Source organism: Asanoa sp. WMMD1127 (assembly GCF_029626225.1).
Classification (GTDB): domain Bacteria; phylum Actinomycetota; class Actinomycetes; order Mycobacteriales; family Micromonosporaceae; genus Asanoa.
The window spans coordinates 561,241-576,032 of record NZ_JARUBP010000001.1; the positions used below are offsets into that span (position 1 = coordinate 561,241).

The window sequence follows — 14,792 nt, forward strand, 5'->3', positions numbered from 1 at the left end:
TTTCGGCCGTCACGGCACGGGGACCGGGCCGCCGAGGGGCAGGGGCGTCAGCGAGAAGAGCTGCCGGCCGGAGGCTTGGGACAGAAGAGCGTCCCAGACCGCGTCGGCCGCCTCGGGCGAGAGCTGACGCTCGGGAGCAAGCCGCTGGACGAGCCGCTCCAGGCAGGCCACCAGCAGGTCGTCGCCGGCGGCGTCGTCGTGCAGCCAGGTCCACAGTAGACACGCGGCGGCGTGCAGGACGCAGTGGGTCCGGGCCATCGAGAAGGCGAGCAGCTGCGGCTCGCGCGCCGCCGCGACGGGTGACGCCCCCTCGTAGTGCGCCCGGGCGCGGGCCCAGGCCGTGTCGAGCTCGGCCAGCACCGCGCGCAGCGGCGCGCCGGCGCCCGGGCGGGCCAGCACCCGCTCCACGGCCACCGACCAGCTCGCCGTGATCTCGTCACGCCCGCCGTTGGTCAGCTGCAACCGCCGGCCGTCCGGCGTCCACGGCGTCGCCTCGCGCGAGCGGTCGAAGAGGGCGGTCAGCAGGTCGTCGTCGGCTTCGCCCGGCGCCGGGCGGGTGAGCACGAACGGCAGTTGCGCCGCGATGCCGCCCAGGTTGACGTGCGTCGTGCCCTCGAAGATGCCGGCGATGGCCTGGTCGCGGTCGAGCTTCTGGAACGCGCGGGCCGGCAGCGCGTCGCGCAGGTAGCCGCGGGCGCTGAGCACGGTCCGCAGATCGGCGACCGCCTGCTCGACCGTCGTCGGCACGAAGTACTTCACGATCCCCGACCACAGGCTGAGGCGGTCGGGTGCGACGCTGATCGCCCGCGTCGCCGGCACCGCCACGCACTCGCCGACGAGCAGGTCGAGGTAGGCGCGGACCAGCACGTCCCGCACCACCGGCAGCGCGGTGATCGCGGCGCCGTAGAGGACCCGCCGCTGGCCGTGGCCGAGGGCGATCCGCAGCGCGGTGTCGAGGCTGCCCAGCGACAGCGCGCCGATCAGCGTGCGGGTGACCTGCAGGGCCTTGAGCGTCTGGGCGATGCCGGTGCCGGGCCGGCCGAGCACCGCGGCGCCCGGCACGGGGCACTCGTCGAACACGATGCCGCTCATGTCGTGACCCCGCAGGCCGAGGGTGGGCACGCGGGGCGTGTTGGACCACCGCCGCGCGGGCAGCGCCGCCTTGTCGAGCAGCAGCAGGGAGAAGTCGCGGGGGCCCGTGCGGGCGTACACCGTGGCGAACGTGCCGCGGGTGGCGTTGCCGATCGGCCATTTCTCGCCCGAGAGCAGATAGCCGCCGGATCCGTCCGGCCGCGCCACCACCTGGCAGCCCGCGAGGTCACTGCCGTGGTCGCGCTCGGACATCGCGAACGAGCCCAGGTCGCCGCCGCGGAGCCGGTCGGCCAGCCAGCCGCGCTGGTCGGCGTCGCCCCACAGCCACACGGGGTTCGCACCGAGCAGCGCCGTGCCGTAGGAGACGGCGGCCCGCACGTCGCGGCGGGCTACGACCCGGGACACGGCGAACAGCTCCTCGAAGGTACGCAGCCGCCCGCCCAGCGCCTCGGGCACCAGCAGCGCCGGGAACTCCCACTCGCGCAGTGCGGCCATCAGCGCGACCGGCATCTCGCCGGCGTCGTCCGCCTCGACCGAGGCCGCGAAGGACGCCGGCGTGCCGTCGTCGTCCGGGTCGCCCAGGAATTGTTCGAGCGCCGCGGCGGATTGATATGCGGGCGGCGGAACGGCATTCGATCCGGTCATTTTCCGGTCACCTCCGTCGATGTCGTCGAGGCGACGATACTGTGCCGCCGACGACGCGGAGAAGCACCAGAACCCTGCTTCTAGAGGCGTTCCAGCAGGGCACTAGCGCGGCCGAATAGCTTCGCGCAGAACGATCCGGCCGGCCTGTGCGCACTGGAGGTTCGATTATGCCGAACCAACCGAGATTCGAAACTCTCGTCGATATGTTGCGTTATCGCGCCGCCCGTACGCCGAACAAGGAAGCATTCTTTTTCACACAGGAAAGTGGCGACCTGGCCGTCGGCGACCTGCTGACCTATGGCGAGCTCGACGCCGGCGCGCGCCGGATCGGCGGCTGGCTGCGGGCCCACCTGCCCGGTGGCGCCGCCGGCCGGCCCGTCGTGCTGGCCTTCCCGCCCGGCCTCGAGTTCGCGATGGCCTACTTCGGCTGCCTCTACGCCGGCGCGATCGCGGTCCCGGCGCCACCGCCGGACGGCAACCGGCTCCACCAGGAGCGGGTCGAGCGGATCGTCGCCGACTGTGCCGCGGCCGCGCTGTTGACCGACACGGTCGTCCGGTTCGCCGAGCGGCCGCCGGGCGACGTCCCGGTGTTCGCGACCGGTCCAGGCCGGATGCCCGACGTCGGCTGGGAGCCACCGGCGCTCACCGGCGACGACCTGGCGATGCTCCAGTACACGTCGGGCTCCACCAGCGAGCCCAAGGGCGTGATGCTGACGCACGGCAACGTGCTGGCGAACCTCGAGCTGATCTCGCGGCGCGCGGACACCGACCACCGGCTGCGGGTCTGCGGCTGGCTGCCGTTCCACCACGACATGGGGCTGACCCAGCTGCTCAGCGTCAGTTACGTCGGCGGCTTCGGCGCCCTGATGTCGCCGACGGCCTTCCTCAAGCGGCCGCACCGCTGGCTGCACATGGTGCACCACTTCCGCGGCGACATCATGCTGGCGCCCAACTTCGCGTACGACCTCTGCGCCCGCCGGATCCCCGACGCCCAGCTGGCCGGCGTCGACCTGAGCAGCGTGCGGCTCGCCATGAACGGCGCGGAGCCGATCGCGGCGCAGACGATCCGCGGTTTCGCGACCCGGTTCGCGCCGCTGGGCTTCCGCCCCGAGGCGGCCTACCCCTGCTACGGGATGGCGGAGGCGACCCTGTTCGTCACCGGCGGCCGCGCGGGCGAGGTGCCGGTGCTCCGGCACGTCGTCACCGAGCAGCTCGAGGCGGACCGGCTGGTGGGGGCCGTGGGCGGTGCGCACACCACCGAGCTCGTGGGCAGCGGCCAGGTCGACGGCTACGACCTGCGCATCGTCGACACCGCGACGGGTGCCCCGCTGCCACCGGGCCGGATCGGCGAGATCTGGGTACGCGGCCCCAGCATCGGTCGCGGCTACTGGAACCGGCCGGCCGAGTCGGCCGACACCTTCGACGCCCACACCCCCGACGGCGAGGGCGGCTTCCTGCGCACCGGCGACCTCGGCGGCCTGCTCGACGGCGAGCTGTTCGTCACCGGGCGCCGCAAGGAGATGCTGATCGTGCACGGCCGCAACCTCTACCCGCAGGACATCGAGCGCGCCGTCCGGGCGCTGCACCCGGCCCTCGACGCCGGCCTGGGCGCCGCGTTCGCGGTCGCCGACGACGATCCGCGCGTGGTCGTGGTGCAGGAGGTCCGCGGCACGCTCCCGCCCGACTCGGCCGGACCGCTGGTCGGGGCGATCCAGGCGACCGTGAGCCGGGAGTTCGGGATCAAGGTGGCCGCCGTCGCGCTGCTGCGCCCCGGCCAGGTGCCCCGCACCACGAGCGGCAAGGTGCAGCGCCGGCGCGCCCGCGAGCTGTTCCTGGCCCACCGGCTGACGACCGTGCACGAGCAGGTGGCGCCCGGGGTCCGCCCGGCACCTGCCAGTTCGACGCCGCCACAGGCGGCGGCGCCCGCCCGCTGACCGAGGAGACCGAGATGGCCACCGACTCCGACGAGTCCTACGACGAGATGCTGGAGTGGCTGACGGAACGGGTCACCTTCTACCTGGACCGGGACGAGCCCGTCGACCCCGACGTCCCGCTCGCCGAGTTCGGCGTCGACTCGATCTACACGGCGAGCATCGTCGGCGAGGTCGAGGAGCGCTACGGGCTCACCGTCGACCCGACGGCCGCCTGGGACCACCCGACCGTGGCGGCGCTCACCAAGTACCTGCACGAGCGGCTGGCGGCGGGATGACCGACGTCGCGGTGGTGGGGCTGGCCTGCCGGTTCCCGGGCGGGGAGAGCCGCGACGCGTTCTGGGAGCTGTTGCGCCGCGGTGGCGACGGGGTCGGACCCGTGCCGCCGGCCCGGTGGGAGCCGGACCGCTACTACTCCCCCGAGAGCGCCAGCGGCACGATGAACAACCGCGAGGGCGCGTTCCTGCGCGACGTGGACGGCCTCGACCACGAGTTCTTCGCGATCAACCCGACCGACGCCGCCGCGCTGGACCCGCACCAGCGCCTGCTGCTCTCCTGCGCCTGGCATGCGCTGGAGGACGCGGGCGTCGACCCGACCGGCCTCGCGGGCGCGGCGTGCGGCGTCTACCTCGGCGTCATGGGCAACGACTGGGTGTGGCGCACGGCGGACACCGCGGCGGCCGGCTTCACGTCGCGCCAGGGCGCCGGCACCGGGCACCACATGGCCGCCAACCGGCTCTCGTACCAGCTGAACCTGCGCGGTCCGAGCCTCGCGATCGACACGGCCTGCTCGTCGTCGCTGGTCGCCGTGCACCTCGCGGCCCGGGCGGTGGCCGACGGCGACTGCGACTACGCGCTCGCCGGCGGTGTCAACGCCATCCTCGAACCGATCAACGGCATCTACTTCACGCTGCTGGGCCTGTCAGCGCCCGACGGCCGGTGCAAGCCGTTCAACGCCGCCGCCGACGGGATGGGCCGGGGCGAGGGCGTCGGCGTGGTGGTGCTGCGCCGGTTGGCCGACGCACGGGCCGCCGGGCAACGGGTCTACGCGGTCGTCCGCGGCGGCGCCATCAGCCACAACGGTCGCAGCAACGGCATCACCGCGCCCGCCCGTTGGGGCCAGCAGGAGGCGATCGAACGCGCGTACCGCAACGCCGGTGTGGCGGCGGCGGACCTCGACTTCGTGGAAGCGCACGGCACGGGCACGCTGATCGGCGACGCCATCGAGGTGAACGCCCTGCGCGCGGTGCACGCCGCCGGCCGCGCGGCGCCGTGCGCGGTGGGCTCGGTCAAGGGGAACATCGGGCACACCGAGGGCGCGGCCGGCATCGCCAGCTTCATCAAGGCGACCTTGGCGATCCACCACCGGCTGCTGCCACCGACCGTGCACGGCCGCCCGACCAACCCGGCGCTCGAGCTGGACGGCCCGGTGCTGCGGCTCGTCGACGAGGCCCGACCGTTGCCGGACACCGGCGTCCTCGGGGGCGTCAGCGCGTTCGGTCTCGGCGGCACCAACGCGCACGTCGTGCTCGCCGGCGACGACGCCCCGGCTGCCGTGCCCAGCCCGGGCCGCGGCGTCTTCACGGTGTCCGCGCCGACCGACGCGGCGTTGCGGCGCAACCTGCTCGCCCAGGCCGACGTGCTCAGCTCGGCACCGGATGCCGAGCTCGCCGCCCGCTGCCACACCAGCAACCGGACGAAGGCGGGGATGCGGGTGCGGTTCGCCGCCGTCGCGACCTCGCGCGTGGCGCTCGTGACGGCGCTGCGGGCCGCGGCGGCCGCGCCGGTGCCGATCGAGCGGTCCGGCCGGATCCGGCTCGGCTTCCAGGTCGGCGTGCCGACCGGCCCGGTCGACGACGCGGTCGACCTGTTGCTCGCGCTGCGGCTGGATCCGGTCGCGCTGCTGGCCACGCCCGGAGCTCCACAGTCCATCGTGGACCGGATCATGACCGCCACCGAGCTGCCCGTCCTGCCCGTCGACGCCGCGCCGCGCCTCAGTCACGTCGTCCGGATCGGCGACCCCCGGGCGGTCCTCGGCGTGTCCACCATGGACGACGTCTGGTCGGTGGCCGCTGCCCTCTACCGGGCCGGCGCACAACCGCAGTGGGACGCCCTCTACCGGCCCGACCAGCGCCAGGTGCGACCCCTCGCGCCCTACCAGTTCGCACCGACCCGATTCCCGTTGCCGGAACGCGCCGGGCGGGACCGACGCGAGGAGACCACCGCATGGAGCACGACCGGATCCCGGTCCTGATCGTCGGCGGTGGCCTCGCCGGCCTCTCCACCGCCGCCTTCCTGGCCTGGCACGGCGTGCCGGCGCTGCTGGTCGAACGGCATGCCGCCGCCCTCGGCCATCCCCGAGCCCGGGTGATCAACCCCCGGACCGTCGAGCTGTTCCGGCAGATCGGGCTCGAGGACGAGATCCTCGCCGCGCGGTCGTTCGCGCACCGCGAGCCGGCCGTGTTCCTCCGCGCCGGGACGCTGGCCGGTCCCGAGAAGGGCCGCGGGGTGATGAGCAACCCGGGCGGGCCGAGCTTCAGCCCGAGCCCGTGGGCGCCGATCGACCAGGACCGCCTGGAGAACCTGGTCGCCGCGCACGCGACCCGGCTGGGCGCCGACATCCGTTACGGCCAGGAGCTCGTGGACCTGGTGGACGGCGGGGACCGGGTGACCGCGACGCTGCGCGAGGCGGCGACCGGTCGGGAGCACACCGTGGTCGCGGACTACCTGGTCGCGGCCGACGGGCACGACTCCGGCATCCGCCGGCGGCTCGGCCTCGAGCTGCAGGGCTACGGCCCGCTCGGCAACCTGCTGTCGCTGGTGTTCGCCGCCGACCTGACCCGCGCGATGGCCGGCCGGGAGCTCGCGATCTGCCATCTCGACGAGCCGGAGGTCGGCACGGTCCTGCTGCCGCACGATCGGGCGGGACGCTGGGTGTTCAGCACGCCCTATCACCCCGAGCGCGGGGAGACGCTGGCCGGCATCAGCGAGCAGCGCTGCGTCGAGCTGGTCCGGGCGGCCATCGGCGACCCGGAGCTGACCGTCGAGCTGCTGCCCCAGCTGACCGACGGAACCAAGAAGCTCGCCTACTCGATCGCGGCCGGGGTGGCCGACCGGTACGCGGTCGGGCGGGTGTTGCTGGTCGGCGACGCCGCGCACCTGATGCCGCCGAGCGGGGCCTGGGGCTCCGGCACCGGCATCCAGGACGCGCACAACCTGGCCTGGAAACTGGCCGCGGTGCTCACCGGCGTGGCCGCACCGTCCCTGTTGGACACCTACGAGGCCGAACGGCGCCCGGTGGCGCTGGTCACCGTGCAGGAGTCGCTGCACCAACTGCGCGCGCGCTCCGGCCGCCCGTTGCCCGGCCTGCCCGACGTGCCACCGGCCGACTACTTCGCGGTCGTCTTCGGCCACCGCTACGCGTCCCGCCTGATCGCCGCCGACGGTCCCGCCGGTCCCCCGCTGCCGCCCGGTGAGCTGCGTGGCCAGCCGGGCACGCGGGCGCCGCACGTGTCGTTGCGGCGCGGCGACGAGCCGGTCTCGACCGTCGACCTCTACGGCCGCGACTTCGTCCTGCTCACCGGCGCCGCCGACTGGGCGGGCGCGGCGGCCGACATCGCCGACCGCGAGCCGGCGGGCCTGGTGGCGCACCTGATCGGTGTCGACCTCGCCGATCCGGACGGTCGGTTCGCGGCGGCGCACGGCATCGGCGACGCGGGCGCCGTGCTGGTCCGCCCGGACGGCGTCGTCGCGTGGCGGCAGGTCGGCGCCCCCGACGGCGATCCCGTGAAGCTGCTGGAGCTGGCCCTCGACCGCGCTCTCGATCGGCACCGTCCGTTGTCGAGCGACCGTCGATCGGCGTATCGCAGCATCGGCGGCAACCAGATCCCACCTCGAGGTTGAGGAGCGCAGATGCCCTTTCGCGTACGCGTGGCCGCCCTGCTCCGGCGGGGTTGGGCGCACGTGGTGGACGGCTTGACCTGGGTGGGCCACAGCGCCTATACCGTGCCCGACTGGCCGGAGCGTGCGGAGCCCCCGTCGGGTGACCCGGACCCGGTGCCCCTGACCCCGGACGAGCAGGCCGCCTGGGAGCAGTTGAGCCGACGGGCGGCCCGGCGGTGAACGGCAACGGGTCGCAGGCGCGGGACGAGCGCGAGGCCGAGATCCTGCTCGACACCATCGCCCGGCATGCCGCCCGACTGGGCGCGGCCGGCGTCGCGCCGCTGCGCCGGATGCGGGTCAGCTCCGGTGACGCCACGGTCGACGTCGAGTGGCAGCAACCGGAGGGCGCCCCGACCGCGACCGTGGTCGCCGTGCCCACGACCACTTCGGTGGTCACGGCGGCAGCCGAGCCGCTCCCGGACACCTTCACTCTCGGCGCGCCGGCCGTCGGCACCTTCTACCGCGCGCCCGAGCCGGGCGCACCGCCCTTTGTGGAGGTTGGCGACGTCGTCTCCGCCGGGCAGCAGATCGGAATCATCGAGGCGATGAAGCTGATGAACCCGATCGAGGCGGAGCGGCCCGGTCGGGTGGTCGAGATCGTGGCGAGCGACGCCAGCCCGGTCGAGTACGGCCAGCCGATCCTCGTCCTCGCTCCGGTCCAGAACCCCGCAGACGCCTAGGAGGTGCCATGTTCTCGACCGTCCTGATCGCCAACCGGGGCGAGATCGCGCTCCGGATAGCCCGGACGTGCCGCGAGCTCGGGCTGCGTACGGTGCTCGCGCACTCGACCAGCGACCGCGACGGCCCGCCGGTGCAGTTCGCCGACGAGGCCGTGCAGATCGGCCCGGCCGCGGCCCGCCGCAGCTACCTCAACCCGGCCGCGCTCGTCACCGCCGCCCTGCAGCGCGGGGCGGACGCGGTGCACCCGGGCTACGGCTTCCTGTCGGAGGACAGCGACTTCGCCGAGATCTGCGAGGCGCACGGCCTCGTCTTCGTCGGCCCGCCGGCCAAGGTGATCGCGCTGCTCGGCGACAAGGCCCGGGCCCGCGAGTTCGTGACGGCAGCCGGCCTGCCGGTGCTGCCCGGCAGCACCCGGGTGCTGAGCTCGGGCACCGAGGCCCGCGCGGTCGCCGACCGGATCGGCTACCCGGTCATCATCAAGGCGGTCGCCGGTGGCGGCGGTCGTGGGATGACCGTGGTCCGCGAGCCCGGTGAGCTGCTCCGCCGCTACGTCGACACGCGCCAGACCGCACAGAGCCTGTTCGGCGACTCCCGCGTCTTCGTCGAGCGCTACCTGGAGTCCGCGCGGCACGTCGAGATCCAGATCCTTGCCGACCGGCACGGCAACGTCATCCACCTCGGCGCCCGGGACTGCTCGGTGCAGCGGCGGCGGCAGAAGCTGGTCGAGGAGAGCCCACCGCCCGGGCTGCCGCCCTCCATTGTGGAGCGGATGGGCGCGGCCGCGGTCGAGGTGGCCCGCCAGGCCGGCTACGTCGGCGCGGGCACGTTCGAGTTCATCGTCGACGACCACGACGACTTCTACTTCATGGAGGTCAACAGCCGGATCCAGGTGGAGCACCCGGTCACCGAGATGGTCACCGGCGTCGACCTGGTCCGCGAGCAACTGGCCGTCGCGGCCGGGCGCCCTCTGACCCTGCGGCAGGAGGACGTCGCACCGCGCGGCTGTGCGATCGAGTGCCGGATCAACGCCGAGGACCCCGACCGCGACTTCATGCCGACGCCCGGCGTGATCGACGAGTACCTGCCGCCGGGCGGACCCTTCGTGCGGGTGGACTCGCACCTGCGGCCCGGCGTGCGGGTCACCGCCGACTACGACCCGCTGCTGGCCAAGCTCGTCGTCTGGGCGCCCGACCGTGGTCAGGCCATCGCCCGCATGGACCGGGCGCTGTCCGAGCTGCGCCTGACCGGCCCGGGCGTGCGTACCACCGCCGCCTTCCTGCGGGACGTCATCGCGCATCCGCTGTTCCGCGACGCCAAGCACACCACCGGGCTGGTCGAGCAGATGAGCGCGGTGAGCGGCTGATGAGCGACAACGGCATCGAGGTGACCGGCCTCGTCAAGAAGTTCGGAGCGGTCACCGCCCTCGAGGGGCTCGACCTGACCGTGCCCGCCGGAACCGTGCTCGGCCTGCTGGGCCCCAACGGCGCCGGCAAGACCACGGCCGTACGCATCATCACGACGCTGTTGCGGCCGGACGCCGGCCGGGCCCTGGTGGCCGGCCTCGACGTGGTGAGCAAGGCCGACGAGGTGCGCAAAGTGATCGGCCTGTCCGGCCAGTACGCCGCCTGCGACCCGATCCTGACCGGGCGCGAGAACCTCGTGATGTTCGGCCGGCTGCACCACATCGGCACGCGCGAGGCGCGGCGGCGGGCGGACGAGATGATCGAGCGCTTCGACCTCACGGAGCTGGCCGACCGCCCGGCCCGCACGTACTCCGGTGGCAACGCCCGGCGGTTGGACCTCGCCGCGACCCTGCTGGTCCGGCCCAAGGTGATCTTCCTCGACGAGCCCACCGCCGGCCTCGACCCGCGCAGCCGCCGGGTGATGTGGGAGGTCATCGAGGGGCTGGTCCGCGACGGGGCGACCCTGCTGCTCACCACGCAATATCTCGAGGAGGCCGACGCGCTGGCCGCCCGGATCGTGATCGTCGAGCGCGGCACCGTCGTCGCCGAGGGCACACCGGACGAGCTGCGTGGCCGGATCGGCGGCGAACGCGTCGAACTGGTGCTGGAGAAGCCCGCCGACCTGCCCGCCGCCGTCACCGCGATGACCGGCGTCGGCAGCGGCGAGGTGACCACCGACGAGGAGGCGCTGCGCATCGTCGTGCCGGTGGCCGGTGGCGCGGGCTCCCTGACCACGGTGGTCCGCGAGCTCGACAGCGCGGGCGTCCAGGCCCACGACCTCGCCCTGCGCCGCCCGACCCTCGACGACGTGTTCCTGGCGCTGACGGGACGCAAGGCCGAAGCGATTCCCGCGCCGCGCAGAGGTGGCCGGCCGGGCGGAAGGGGACGGCGATGACCACGCTCGGATGGACCGTGCACGACTCGGCCGTGGTGGCGCAACGGCAACTGCGCCGGATCGTACGCGTGCCCCAGTCCCTGTTCTTCTCGCTCATCCAGCCGGTGCTCTTCGTGCTGCTGTTCACGTTCGTGCTCGGCTCGGCGATCGCGGTGCCCGGCGGCCGCTACATCGACTTCCTGCTCCCGGGCACGTTCGTGCAGACCGTCGCGTTCGCTGGCGCGGCCACCGCGGTCGGCCTCGCCGACGAGTCCCGCAACGGCTTCATGGACCGGTTCCGGTCGCTGCCGATGTCGCACGCCGCCGTGCTGCTCGGCCGGATCGCCGCCGACGCGGTGCGCAACCTGATCGTCGTGCTGATCCTGCTGCTGCTCGGCACCGCGCTCGGCTTCCGGCTCGGCACCGGCCCGCTGGAGGTGCTCGGCGGCCTCGGCGTGCTGGTGGCGTTCAGCCTCGGTTTCTCGTCGCTGGCCGCGGCGATCGGGCTGTCCGTCGGCAATCCGGAGGTCGCTCAGCTCGCCATGACCATCTGCGCGTTCCCGCTGGTGTTCGCCTCCAGCGCGTACGTGCCGATGGACACCCTGCCGGACTGGCTGCGGATCTGGACGCAGTTCAGCCCGATCACCGTCACCGTCGAGAGCATCCGCAGCCTGCTCGTGGGCCCTGACGCCGGTGGTCCCGGCGCGGCCCGGCTGGCCCCGCTGGCGCTGCTCTGGGCGGCTCTGCTCGTCGTGGTGTTCCTGCCGATCGCGGTGCGGGCGTTCCGGCGCCGGTCCGACCGGTGAGCCACCCCCACCGTCCACCCTCGAAAGGAACGACCATGTTGGACAGACGAACCTTGGTCAAGCTCGGTGCGTTGACCGGCGCCGGGCTGCTGATCCCGCCCGCGGTGACCTCACGTGCGGGCCAGGCCGCGCCGCCTCCTCCCCACCATGTGCACGGTGGCCACGGCCTCGGGCCGCAGCCGGCCTTCGTCGGCTCGGCACTGGCCGCGACGCCGTTCTCGGTGCCGCTGCCGCTGCCGTCCACGCTGCGGCCGACCGCATCGCTCTTCGACACCGACTTCTATCTGCTGCGCCACCGCCGGGCCCGGGTCGAGCTGATCCCCGGCACGACCACCGAGATCTTCGGGTACGGCGGTTCGTACGTCGGCCCGACCATCCGGGCGCGCACCGGGCGGCGCGTGGTCATCGCCCACGTCAACGAGCTCGACATGCCGACGTCGGTGCACCTGCACGGCGGCCACGTGCCGGCCAGCAGCGACGGTCACCCCATGGACCTGATCTCGCCCGGCGCCACGAAGCTCTACCACTACCCGAACCACCAGCAGTCGGCGACGCTCTGGTACCACGACCACGCCCACCACATGGAGGCCGAGCACGTCTACCGCGGCCTGCACGGTTTCTATCTGCTGGAGGACCCGCGCGAGGCCGCCCTGCGCCTGCCGTCCGGCGCCCAGGACGTGCCGATCATGCTGACCGACGCCCAGTTCGCCGAGGACGGCTCGCTGATCTGGGTGCAGAACGACTTCCGCAACCGCAACCAGGTGCTCGTCAACGGCCGGCCGCAGCCCTACCTGCGGGTTGCGGCCCGGCGTTACCGCCTGCGGTTGCTGAACGCGGCCAACCTGCGCTCGTTCGCGCTGAGCCTGTCGACGGGCGAGCAGCTGACGCAGATCGCGTCGGACAGCGGTCTGCTTCCCGCTCCGGCCGCGGTCGGCGCGGTGGCCCTCTCCCCGGGCGAGCGCGCCGAGGTGGTGGTGGACTTCTCCGCGTACCCGGTGGGTACGAAGCTCCAGCTCGTCGACTCGGTCGCCGGGGAGCTGCTGCGGTTCGAGGTGGGTTCGGCGCCGCGCGTCGACGCCAGCCGCGTTCCGGACACGCTGCGCCCGCTGGCGCCGCTGCCGACCGCGGACACGGTCCGGCAGGTGCGGCTCGGCCTCGACTTCGCGTCGGGCACGTTCCAGATCGACGGCAAGACCTTCGACCCGGACCGCGTCGACGCCACCATCAAGCGGGGCACGTCGGAGATCTGGGAGATCACCAACACCGACACCCAACTCGGCATCCCGCACAACCTGCACCTGCACCTGGTGCACTTCCGGGTGCTCTCCCGCGACGGCAACCCACCGGGCCCGGGCGAGTCGGGTTCGAAGGACACGGTCAACGTCAACCCGGGTGAAGTGGTCCGCGTCCAAGCGACGTTCGGCGACTACACGGGCCGCTACGTCTATCACTGCCACCTGCTGGACCACTCCGCCGTCGGCATGATGGCCCAGATGGAGATCGTCGCCTGACGCTGGCAGCCTGAGCGTATGCGGCTGACAACCATTACGAACGTTTCCCTCGACGGCGTGACACAGGGTCATCGGGAGATCGCAGGAGAGTCGTACGGCGGGTTCCACCGTTTCGGGTGGGGCCCGCCGTTGCTCGACGACGAGGCGTCGAGGTTCATCAGCAAGACCTTTCTACGCGCCGACGCGTTCCTGCTCGGCCGGCGGACGTACGACATCTTCGCCGGCTCGTGGGGCGCGGGCATGGATCCCGGCAATCCGGTCGGCTCGGCGCTGAACACGCGGCCGAAGTATGTGGTCTCTTCGTCGCTGACTGATCCACGATGGACAAGCACCACCGTGCTGTCCGGAGACGTGACCGCGGCCGTCGAGGAGCTGCGCGCCGCGCCGGGTGGTGAGCTGCAGGTCTGGGGCAGCGGCACGCTGATCCGGTGGCTGCTCGAGCGTCGGCTGGTCGACCAGCTCGTGCTGCTCACCTACCCGGTCGTCGTCGGCGAGGGCGTCCGACTCTTCCCCACCACCGGCCCGGACATCGGCCTGGAACTGGTCGACCTGCGATCCACCCCGAAGGGACTCGCGATCGGCACCTACCGGACCACCGGGCGACCACGCTACGAGCCGTCAGGCCAACCGGGCGACGAGCAGACCCAGCGGCAATAGCCGCCACGCGAGGCGACGACCCAGCGTGGCTTGCGGCCCTCGTCGACTGCGTAGCCAGGCCCGGTCGTCGCGGGGCAGGCCCTCACTGTCCCGGCGGGAAATGCTGCGTCCACTGGCGGGCGGCCTGCTCCTGCGCGGCGCGTTGCCCCAGCGCCCACCGCCGGGCCGGTTCCGTCTCCTGGAGGAACCGCGGCGCGGGCCGGTTCACCTCGACCGCGGCGCCGTCGCGGGAGGCGACGGCCGACGCGATCACCGCCCATCCCGACTGCGCGATGAAGAACAGCCCCGCGAGCAACAGGGCGACGAAGGCCACCACGACGAACGGGCCGTAGGAGGAGCTTGGCGGCAGCGCGACGGACAGCCCGATCACGGCCACGACAGACAGCACGATCAGGCCGGCGCCGATGAGCATGCGCCGCGTCCGAAGCGCGGCGCACTGACGGCAGAACGGCCACGCCGGCGCCTTGACCCGCTTCTGCAGCACGGTCGCCACGATGGCGAAGAGGATCACGCCAACGACGATCAGGAGGTACGTCCAGGCCGGCGGCTTCGAGCGGAACACGACGCTCCGGTGCCGGTCGGCCGGCTGGCCGTGTCGAGCGCACACGCGCGGCATGCCTTGGCCGCTGGCAGCGAGCTGTGCCGGAATGACCGCCGTCATCGAACCCCTCCGTTCGAGTCGCCCGATGAATCAGCGCCGGCCGATGGCGTCGCGTCACTCGCACCCCCACCGTGCCTGAACGGATCTTGGCTCTTAGGGTGTCCCCATGCCTTCCACCCCTTTGCCGGACCGGGTCGTCGAGCTGTTACGGCTGCCGAACCCGGCGGTCATGGCCACGGTCGCCGCCGACGGTCGCCCCGTCACGGTGGCCACCTGGTACCTGCTCGAGGAAGACGGCCACGTGCTGCTGGGCCTGGACGCCAAGCGGGCGCGGCTCAAGCACCTGCACGCCGATCCGCGGATCTCGCTGACCGTGCTGGCCCGCGACGACTGGTACACGCACGTCAGCCTGCAGGGCCGCGTCCTGTCCATCACCGACGACGTCGGCCTGCGGGACATCGACCGGCTGGCCCGGCATTACACCGGTGACGCGTACGCGAATCGGGAGCGCCCCCGGGTCAGCGCCCAGGTCGAGATCGAGCGCTGGCATGTGTGGGGCCAGCTTCGGGACCAGTAGGCGGCAGCGGCG

14 protein-coding genes are annotated in these 14,792 nt (G+C 73.1%); 12 read left to right on the forward strand and 2 right to left on the reverse strand.

Annotated elements, in window-relative coordinates; all coding sequences use genetic code 11:
* Nucleotides 1–9: 9 nt before the first annotated feature.
* Nucleotides 10–1,737: an acyl-CoA dehydrogenase family protein gene (locus O7635_RS02820; RefSeq protein ID WP_278078824.1), complete on the reverse strand. Its 1,728-nt coding sequence runs from the start codon at nucleotides 1,735–1,737 to the stop codon at nucleotides 10–12.
* A gap of 203 nt (nucleotides 1,738–1,940) precedes the next feature.
* Between O7635_RS02820 and O7635_RS02825 the strand changes: the two genes are divergently transcribed.
* From O7635_RS02825 to O7635_RS02875, 11 genes are read left to right on the forward strand one after another with little or no spacing between them, the layout of a single operon-like run.
* A complete protein-coding gene (locus O7635_RS02825; protein ID WP_278078825.1) occupies nucleotides 1,941–3,671 on the forward strand; it encodes a fatty acyl-AMP ligase in 1,731 nt (576 codons plus the stop codon).
* A gap of 14 nt (nucleotides 3,672–3,685) precedes the next feature.
* Nucleotides 3,686–3,946, forward strand: coding sequence for an acyl carrier protein (locus tag O7635_RS02830; protein ID WP_278078826.1), 261 nt, complete (start codon nucleotides 3,686–3,688; stop codon nucleotides 3,944–3,946).
* Nucleotides 3,943–5,922, forward strand: coding sequence for a polyketide synthase (locus O7635_RS02835; RefSeq protein ID WP_278078827.1), 1,980 nt, complete (start codon nucleotides 3,943–3,945; stop codon nucleotides 5,920–5,922). The genes O7635_RS02830 and O7635_RS02835 overlap by 4 nt, the downstream gene beginning before the upstream one ends.
* Nucleotides 5,895–7,571, forward strand: a complete 1,677-nt coding sequence (locus tag O7635_RS02840; RefSeq protein ID WP_278078828.1) for an FAD-dependent monooxygenase — start codon at nucleotides 5,895–5,897, stop codon at nucleotides 7,569–7,571. The genes O7635_RS02835 and O7635_RS02840 overlap by 28 nt, the downstream gene beginning before the upstream one ends.
* Before the next feature lie 9 nt (nucleotides 7,572–7,580).
* Nucleotides 7,581–7,790: a hypothetical protein gene (locus tag O7635_RS02845; protein ID WP_278078829.1), complete on the forward strand. Its 210-nt coding sequence runs from the start codon at nucleotides 7,581–7,583 to the stop codon at nucleotides 7,788–7,790.
* Nucleotides 7,787–8,290 carry a biotin/lipoyl-containing protein gene (locus tag O7635_RS02850; RefSeq protein ID WP_278078830.1) on the forward strand — a complete coding sequence of 168 codons (504 nt, stop codon included), beginning with the start codon at nucleotides 7,787–7,789 and terminating at the stop codon, nucleotides 8,288–8,290. Before O7635_RS02845 ends, O7635_RS02850 begins: the two co-directional genes overlap by 4 nt.
* A gap of 8 nt (nucleotides 8,291–8,298) precedes the next feature.
* The gene (locus O7635_RS02855; RefSeq protein ID WP_278078831.1) at nucleotides 8,299–9,654 is read left to right on the forward strand and encodes an acetyl-CoA carboxylase biotin carboxylase subunit; all 1,356 of its coding nucleotides are present in this window, start codon (nucleotides 8,299–8,301) and stop codon (nucleotides 9,652–9,654) included.
* Nucleotides 9,654–10,649 (forward strand): ATP-binding cassette domain-containing protein, encoded by a 996-nt coding sequence (locus tag O7635_RS02860; RefSeq protein ID WP_278078832.1) that lies wholly within the window; start codon nucleotides 9,654–9,656, stop codon nucleotides 10,647–10,649. Before O7635_RS02855 ends, O7635_RS02860 begins: the two co-directional genes overlap by 1 nt.
* On the forward strand, nucleotides 10,646–11,434 hold the full coding sequence (locus O7635_RS02865) for an ABC transporter permease (RefSeq protein WP_278078833.1): 789 nt from the start codon (nucleotides 10,646–10,648) through the stop codon (nucleotides 11,432–11,434). The genes O7635_RS02860 and O7635_RS02865 overlap by 4 nt, the downstream gene beginning before the upstream one ends.
* Before the next feature lie 35 nt (nucleotides 11,435–11,469).
* Nucleotides 11,470–12,945 (forward strand): multicopper oxidase family protein, encoded by a 1,476-nt coding sequence (locus tag O7635_RS02870; RefSeq protein WP_278078834.1) that lies wholly within the window; start codon nucleotides 11,470–11,472, stop codon nucleotides 12,943–12,945.
* Between the two features lie 18 nt (nucleotides 12,946–12,963).
* A complete protein-coding gene (locus O7635_RS02875; RefSeq protein WP_278078835.1) occupies nucleotides 12,964–13,602 on the forward strand; it encodes a dihydrofolate reductase family protein in 639 nt (212 codons plus the stop codon).
* A gap of 82 nt (nucleotides 13,603–13,684) precedes the next feature.
* Here the strand turns inward: O7635_RS02875 and O7635_RS02880 are convergent, their stop codons facing one another.
* Complete coding sequence (locus tag O7635_RS02880; protein ID WP_278078836.1) at nucleotides 13,685–14,263, reverse strand: hypothetical protein; 579 nt, start codon at nucleotides 14,261–14,263, stop codon at nucleotides 13,685–13,687.
* Nucleotides 14,264–14,369: 106 nt separating this feature from the next.
* Here O7635_RS02880 and O7635_RS02885 point away from each other — a divergent pair, with 106 nt between their 5' ends.
* Nucleotides 14,370–14,780: a TIGR03618 family F420-dependent PPOX class oxidoreductase gene (locus tag O7635_RS02885; RefSeq protein WP_278078837.1), complete on the forward strand. Its 411-nt coding sequence runs from the start codon at nucleotides 14,370–14,372 to the stop codon at nucleotides 14,778–14,780.
* Nucleotides 14,781–14,792: the final 12 nt, after the last annotated feature.

What these genes read in the sequence shown, in the direction of transcription:
- O7635_RS02820 (WP_278078824.1), bottom strand. Translation starts at nt 1,737, where the DNA reads ATGACCGGATCGAATGCCGTTCCGCCGCCCGCATATCAATCCGCCGCG.
- O7635_RS02825 (WP_278078825.1), top strand. Translation starts at nt 1,941, where the DNA reads ATGTTGCGTTATCGCGCCGCCCGTACGCCGAACAAGGAAGCATTCTTT.
- O7635_RS02830 (WP_278078826.1), top strand. Translation starts at nt 3,686, where the DNA reads ATGGCCACCGACTCCGACGAGTCCTACGACGAGATGCTGGAGTGGCTG.
- O7635_RS02835 (WP_278078827.1), top strand. Translation starts at nt 3,943, where the DNA reads ATGACCGACGTCGCGGTGGTGGGGCTGGCCTGCCGGTTCCCGGGCGGG.
- O7635_RS02840 (WP_278078828.1), top strand. Translation starts at nt 5,895, where the DNA reads ATGGAGCACGACCGGATCCCGGTCCTGATCGTCGGCGGTGGCCTCGCC.
- O7635_RS02845 (WP_278078829.1), top strand. Translation starts at nt 7,581, where the DNA reads ATGCCCTTTCGCGTACGCGTGGCCGCCCTGCTCCGGCGGGGTTGGGCG.
- O7635_RS02855 (WP_278078831.1), top strand. Translation starts at nt 8,299, where the DNA reads ATGTTCTCGACCGTCCTGATCGCCAACCGGGGCGAGATCGCGCTCCGG.
- O7635_RS02860 (WP_278078832.1), top strand. Translation starts at nt 9,654, where the DNA reads ATGAGCGACAACGGCATCGAGGTGACCGGCCTCGTCAAGAAGTTCGGA.
- O7635_RS02865 (WP_278078833.1), top strand. Translation starts at nt 10,646, where the DNA reads ATGACCACGCTCGGATGGACCGTGCACGACTCGGCCGTGGTGGCGCAA.
- O7635_RS02870 (WP_278078834.1), top strand. Translation starts at nt 11,470, where the DNA reads ATGTTGGACAGACGAACCTTGGTCAAGCTCGGTGCGTTGACCGGCGCC.
- O7635_RS02875 (WP_278078835.1), top strand. Translation starts at nt 12,964, where the DNA reads ATGCGGCTGACAACCATTACGAACGTTTCCCTCGACGGCGTGACACAG.
- O7635_RS02880 (WP_278078836.1), bottom strand. Translation starts at nt 14,263, where the DNA reads ATGACGGCGGTCATTCCGGCACAGCTCGCTGCCAGCGGCCAAGGCATG.
- O7635_RS02885 (WP_278078837.1), top strand. Translation starts at nt 14,370, where the DNA reads ATGCCTTCCACCCCTTTGCCGGACCGGGTCGTCGAGCTGTTACGGCTG.